5 protein-coding genes and 1 pseudogene are annotated in these 6,552 nt (G+C 46.4%); 5 read left to right on the top strand and 1 reads right to left on the bottom strand.

Annotated elements, in window-relative coordinates:
• Window positions 1-12 precede the first annotated feature (12 nt).
• Window positions 13-792: a threonine/serine exporter family protein gene (locus AB3112_RS06925; protein ID WP_367334171.1), complete on the bottom strand. Its 780-nt coding sequence runs from the start codon at window positions 790-792 to the stop codon at window positions 13-15.
• An 802-nt stretch (window positions 793-1,594) separates the two neighbouring features.
• Between AB3112_RS06925 and AB3112_RS06930 the strand changes: the two genes are divergently transcribed.
• The 5 genes and pseudogenes from AB3112_RS06930 to AB3112_RS06950 all read left to right on the top strand — a co-directional run.
• Window positions 1,595-2,470: a homoserine O-succinyltransferase gene (locus tag AB3112_RS06930; RefSeq protein WP_084974672.1), complete on the top strand. Its 876-nt coding sequence runs from the start codon at window positions 1,595-1,597 to the stop codon at window positions 2,468-2,470.
• The gene (locus AB3112_RS06935) at window positions 2,467-3,789 is read left to right on the top strand and encodes an O-acetylhomoserine aminocarboxypropyltransferase/cysteine synthase family protein (protein WP_084998430.1); all 1,323 of its coding nucleotides are present in this window, start codon (window positions 2,467-2,469) and stop codon (window positions 3,787-3,789) included. Before AB3112_RS06930 ends, AB3112_RS06935 begins: the two co-directional genes overlap by 4 nt.
• A 292-nt stretch (window positions 3,790-4,081) precedes the next feature.
• The gene (gene argC, locus AB3112_RS06940; protein WP_367334172.1) at window positions 4,082-5,110 is read left to right on the top strand and encodes an N-acetyl-gamma-glutamyl-phosphate reductase; all 1,029 of its coding nucleotides are present in this window, start codon (window positions 4,082-4,084) and stop codon (window positions 5,108-5,110) included.
• 14 nt (window positions 5,111-5,124) lie between these two features.
• On the top strand, window positions 5,125-6,333 hold the full coding sequence (gene argJ, locus AB3112_RS06945; protein WP_367334173.1) for a bifunctional glutamate N-acetyltransferase/amino-acid acetyltransferase ArgJ: 1,209 nt from the start codon (window positions 5,125-5,127) through the stop codon (window positions 6,331-6,333).
• Between the two features lie 12 nt (window positions 6,334-6,345).
• Window positions 6,346-6,552: pseudogene (locus AB3112_RS06950) on the top strand (acetylglutamate kinase); the annotation flags it as partial.

Here is a 6,552-nt window from a genome sequence, read left to right on the forward strand (position 1 = left end):
CAACTAAGACTTTCATAGGCCACCTCCGAGATGAAATAAAATTGAAGAAACAGCAGCGCCAATGACGACTCCCGCGCCAATTGAGCCGGCAATAATCAACGCATCAACCGCCCGGACCACTCCGGAGATGGTGTTGCGGTCGATAATTTCTCGAAACGAGTTGGTAATGGCGACACCTGGAACCAAGGGCATCAGGGCACTGACGATGATGTTGCCGGCACTGGTAGCAATTCCCATTGACTGCAGAAGGGTTGCCAACAAACCAACGGTAAAACCACCAAGTCCGGCAGCAACGTAAGGCGTTTTAATCCGTGGGCTGGAAAGTGCGGCTGCCAAGTAGCCGAAGATGCCAACAAAAAAGGCCAGTCCCAAGTCTGCCCAAGTTGCCTTGAACAAAAGCATTGGCGCGACTGAAACCAAGGCGGCGCCAAATACTTTTTCCGGCCAAGTGAAATCGATGACTTTTTTATCGATCTGATTGATGGTCTTTTTGAGCTCGGCAAAGTCAATCTTGCCTACAACGAACCGGCGGGACATGGTGTTAATTTCGTCGACTTTTTCCAAATTAAAGTCTCCAAGCCGCACCTTGACCAAGTGGGTTTTGGTTTGATTGTTGACGCCGACAAATAGGGCGGTGATTGTGGCGTGGCAGGTAATATCGTAGTGGGCGGCGCGGCCGATGTATTCAACGGTGCCTTCGACGCGGGAAGTTTCAGCGCCGCTGGTCAACAGAATTTTGCCGACCTGCCCGCAGACCGTGATTAAATCATCTTCGGAAATTGTTTCGTTCATACTTTCACCTCGAAATTTCTCTTTATGATTGATTATAGGCTAATCTGGAAATAAAGATGACAATTAATTTGGTTGTGTTAGAGATCCACAGATAATTAAAAAGCCACACAGTGATATTTTTACTCGTAAATTGTCGCCACACCAATATCAATTAGGATACGAAAAAATGCGCGGTAAATTGAAAATTGAATTGACAAACTAATAAGACAATGATAAAGTTACAGACAATTATTAAAGATAAATTAGACGTTGAAGAGAAGAGTAGCGTTAACGTGAATCTAAAGAGAACTTCGTTTGGTGAGAGAAGTGATTTACGAAGACGTGAAGATGAGCTCTGAGTCAGGCATCCGGTCGCAAGGCTAGGATGTCCGGGGGCAACCGATATATTGCGAAGTATAGGAGAGTGCGAGCTGGGGCGCCCAGCAACCGGAGCCTAAGCGGACTTTCGGTGAAATCGAGTCTGATTCCCCGGAAGTTGGCTTAGGTGCAGGTTGCTGCCCCAGCGAGCACGTTTCTGCAAGGTAAAAGTGTTAATTGTTCACTGTTATTTTGCCGAAATGTGCTCCGACGGGCCTGACGCTAACTTCTAAGCAATGATTAATTCAAATCCAAAACCAGGATTTCAATCAATCATTACTTAGAAATCGCGTCACCCAGCCCTCGTCGCACTCTTCCGTACTTTCCAAGATTGTCCCTGCGAAGAGGCAATAAATCAGGGTGGCACCGCGAAGCTTTCGTCCCGTAGTTTTTAAACTATGTGGACGGAAGCTTTTTTTTTATTTAATTTAAGGAGATGATTTGGATGACAGCAAATGCAGTGAATGGCTTTTTGAACGCAGATGAAAAGTGGGTCAACCACGAATTAACGAATCCTTTATCGATCTTGGTGTTGAATCTGATGCCAACGCGACGAAATACCGAAGCACAATTTCTACATCGGTTTAGTGAGATCAGCTCGGACGCGGAATTAACCTTCATGTATCCGCAGTCACACCAATTCAAAGACACCTCCAGGGCCGCCATTGAACGCGATTATGTTTGCCTTGACCAAATCAGGGATGCCCACTTTGACGGCTTGATTGTCACTGGCGCTCCGGTAGAAACCCTGCCGTTTGCACAAGTCGATTACTGGGATGAACTCCAGCAGATTCTTGAGTGGGCCAAAACCCACGTGACTCAATGCCTATATGAGTGTTGGGCTGCTCAAGCCTGTTTATTTCACGACTTTGGGATTCGAAAGCACCTTTTAACCAGTAAATTGTTTGGGGTTTATCCGGCTGATCGAATTGCGGCCGACTCTCCAATTGCCAAAGGCTTTGGGGCCGGGGGATTGTTGAAAATGCCACAGTCCCGCCACACGTCGATTGTCCTCGATGAAGATCATCTGCCTGAAGGGTTGACGGTTGATGCTTCTGCCGAAGCCACCGGGCCGATCATTTTATCGGCAAGTGGTCTTCACAGCACTTACATTACCGGCCATCCGGAATACGCTGAAGGCACGCTGGCCCGTGAATACTACCGCGATCTTTATGAACAGATGCCGATCAGACTTCCAAAGAATTATTTCATTGATCAGGATTCGGGAACAGTTGACTATTCGTGGAAAAACAGCAGCATCCAAATTTATGACAATTGGTCAAAAATCATCTCAAATAAGAAAGTAGGCTTATCAATATGACAGAAGAAAATAATAACTTACATTTTGAAACCCTCCAAGTCCACGCAGGACAAACCGTTGATGAAACAGGTTCTCGGGCAGTGCCGATTTATCAAACCACTTCATATGTGTTTGATAGTCCCGAGCAAGCAGCCGGACGTTTCGGACTAACTGACCCCGGTAACATTTACACGCGTTTAACCAATCCAACCACCGATGTCGTCGATAAGCGGGTGGCAGCTTTGGAGAACGGAACAGCGGGCGTCACCCTGGCAACCGGGTCTGCAGCGATTACCGCAGCTATTTTAAACGTTGCCGGAGAAGGTGACGAAATCGTCTCAGCCAGCACGTTATATGGTGGGACCTTTAATTTATTTAACGTGACCCTCCCTAAATTGGGCATCAAAACGCATTTCGTTGATCCAGATGACCCTGAAAACTTTGAAAAGCCAATCAATGATCGCACCAAGGCGCTGTATATTGAAAGCATTGGCAACCCTGGCATTAACCTGATTGATTTTGAAGCAGTGGCAGCCATCGCCCATAAACACGGGATCATTTTGATTGTCGATAACACCTTTGGTACCCCTTATCTGGTTCGGCCATTAGACCACGGTGCGGATGTTGTCGTTCATTCAGCAACTAAATTCATCGGCGGTCACGGAACGACCATGGGTGGGGTGATTGTCGAAAATGGGCAATTTGATTGGAAAGCAAGCGGCCGCTATCCAGGCTTTACTGAACCAAATGCCCAATACAATGGCTTGGTCTTCGCCGATCTTGGCGATGCAGCGTTTACGACCAAGGTCCGCGCCGAATCATTGCGTGACTTGGGGGCCACCATTAGTCCGTTTAACTCGTTTTTACTGCTTCAAGGATTGGAGTCGTTATCGCTGCGGGTTGAACGCCATGTTGAAAACACAAAGAAAATCGTGGCGTTCCTGCACAATCATCCAAAAGTTGCTTGGATCAATTATCCGGGTCTTGAAGACAGCCCCTATCATCAACTGGCCGAGAAGTATTTCCCTAAGGGCGTTGGGTCGATTTTCACCCTTGGATTAAAGGGCGGCGAGAAGGCTGGTAAGCAATTGATTCAAAATCTAAAGTTATTCTCGTTGTTGGCGAACGTTGCCGATGCCAAATCGCTGATTATTCATCCGGCATCAACGACCCATGCCCAACTAAATGAGGAAGAACTTCGTGAAGCTGGCATTACACCGGATTTGATCCGGGTATCGGTCGGTGTCGAAAATGCTGACGACCTAATTGCTGACTTGAACCAGGCACTTGATAAGATTCCGGATGAAGTGGTCCAAACAGCTGGAGTTCCAAAGCCTTAAAACTAATTTGAATAGGTCTTAATATAGGAGAGCTAACCGCCAAAATGCAGTTAGTTCTTTTTTATTATCAAAAATATAATTTTATGCATCCAAAAACCGGCTGTATAAAATTACGCCACGGGGTTCTATATTCATCAAAAGTGGCTGTAGAGTGTATAAAAACATAATATAAAATAAAAAAATGAATAATTCTAAAAACTATTGCATTTTTTCACATGGTGTTGTAAGATATTTTTAATTCATTAATATTCGTTTAATTGAATATTCAGAAAATAATTGTGAGGCGATTTGTTTGCAAGTGGGGTTAGTTGGAATTACGGGGTACGCGGGGATGGTTCTTTATCAGCTCTTACGTCAACACCCGGAAGTTGACGGAATCAATTTATATGATCATAAATTAACGCGCAATCAGCCGTTAAATGAAGTAGTGCCATCGTTCTTCACAGATCAGACGCCGGTGCAGCCATACTCAGACCAAGCGGTGATGACAGATAACCAGATGGTATTTTTTGCCACTTCTGCAGGGGTAACGTCCAAGTTGAGTCAACCGTATCTGGATGCCAAATTTCCGGTGATCGACCTTTCGGGGGATTTGCGTCTTAACGACGTGGATGAGTATCAACGCTGGTACCACAAGGATTCTGCCCCAGCTTCCGATCTGCAGCAGGCGCATTATGGCTTGGCAGACTTTGAATCGGCCGAAGATAAAACCTACGTGGCCAATCCAGGTTGTTATGCGACTGCTACCTTATTGGGGCTGGCGCCGTTGGTTCAACAGGACCTCATTGATTTGGACAGCATTATTGTTGATGCCAAATCAGGAACGTCCGGAGCCGGTAAACACCCGGCAGCCTCAACTCACTTCACCCAAGCCAACGACAACTTGCAAATTTACAAGCCAAATCAACATCAGCACATCCCAGAAATTGTGATGACGTTAAAAAGTTGGAATAAGCAGGTCAAGGCGATCCAATTTATGACCACTTTAATTCCAATTACCAGAGGGATTATGAGTACGATATACGCCAAGGTTAAGCCGGAAGTTGACGGGGCAATGATTGACCAAGCCTACCAAGACACATATGGGAATAAACCGTTTGTGAACTACACCGGAACTCAGCTGCCCGACATTAAGCAAGTCGTCGGCACCAATAATTGCAACATCGGCGTAGTTTACAATCCGGTGACTCAAACGGTGATGGTAGACAGTGTGATTGATAATTTATTAAAAGGCGCTGCCGGACAGGCAGTTCAAAACTTTAATCAGATGTTTAAGTTTGAAGAAACAAGTGGGTTGGAACTGACACCGTTCCTACCATAAAAGGAGAGATTGAGATGCAGGTAGATAGTGAAGATGAAATTGAAGTCAGCCCGTTTGATTGGCCAAAGGGGTTTTACAGTGATTCGACTCACGCGGGACTCAAGCCGGAGGGCGATGATATGGGTTGTATTTATTCAGAAGTGCCGGCTGAAGCGGCTGGGGTTTATACAACCAACCAATTTCAAGCGGCCCCAACCACCCTTACCAAACAAACGATTAACCTCAATCATCAACTTCAAGCCGTCGTGATGAACAGTGGCAATGCTAATTCATGTAACGGCGAACAGGGGATTTCCGATGCCGAAATGATGCAACAAATGGTTGCTGATCGATTGCAGATTCACGCCAACTTGGTGGGGATCGCTTCAACCGGTGTGATTGGCGAACCACTGCCAATGGCTAAAATTAAGGCCGGAATTTCCGAACTGAAATTAACCAAGAACGTCGGCCTTACCAAGGCAATTTTGACCACGGATACGCATCCAAAGACGATGACGGTAAAGTGCGTGATTAACGATCAGCCGGTCACAATTACCGGATTTTGTAAGGGGTCTGGGATGATTCATCCGAATATGGCGACCATGCTTGGATTTGTGACCACGGATGCCGTCATTTCCGGCTCGCAGCTTCAGCAATTACTCAGTCATACCGTTGATGAAACCTTTAATCAGATTACGGTGGATGGCGACACGTCAACCAATGACATGGTCGTGGTGATGGCAAATGGGCAGGCACACAACCAGCCTTTAACCGACACCAACCCAGATTATTCGACCTTTGCAGTCGCCTTTGAAACAGTATTGGCCCACTTGGCTAAAGAAATTGCCGGTGACGGTGAAGGGGCTTCTAAGTTAGTTGAGGTTAACGTCAAAGGCGCACTTAATCATTTGGAGGGTCAACAAGTTGCCAAAGCCATTGTCGGCTCCAATCTGGTTAAAGCGATGATCTTTGGTGAAGATGGTAACTGGGGCAGAATCATGCAGGCAATCGGTCAAACCGACGCCCACGTTGACATTGACGGCGTCAGCGTCTCGATTAACGGCATCCAACTGGTTAAAAACAGCATGGGGACCGGAATTGATGACGCCGAAGTTTCAGCAACCTTAAAAAACAAAGTGGTTACGATCGATGTTAACCTGAATGCCGGTTCGGCAGCAGGAACGGCCTGGGGCTGTGATCTGACTTATAAGTACGTGCAAATCAACGCATCATATCGAAGCTAGGAGGTGAAGGACATGAGTCAAATTATTGTGATTAAAATTGGCGGCAACGCGACGAATCATCTATCGGAAGAATTTTATCAACAGCTGCACAAATGGCGGGAGGCTGGCAAGCAGATTCTGATAGTCCATGGCGGCGGCCCACAAATTTCTGCTGGGAGTGAAAAGTTGGACTTAGCGGTTCAAAAGATTGACGGCATCCGGGTGACGGACCAACAAACG

This window comes from Lentilactobacillus sp. (assembly GCF_040773105.1).
GTDB lineage: Bacteria > Bacillota > Bacilli > Lactobacillales > Lactobacillaceae > Lentilactobacillus > Lentilactobacillus parabuchneri.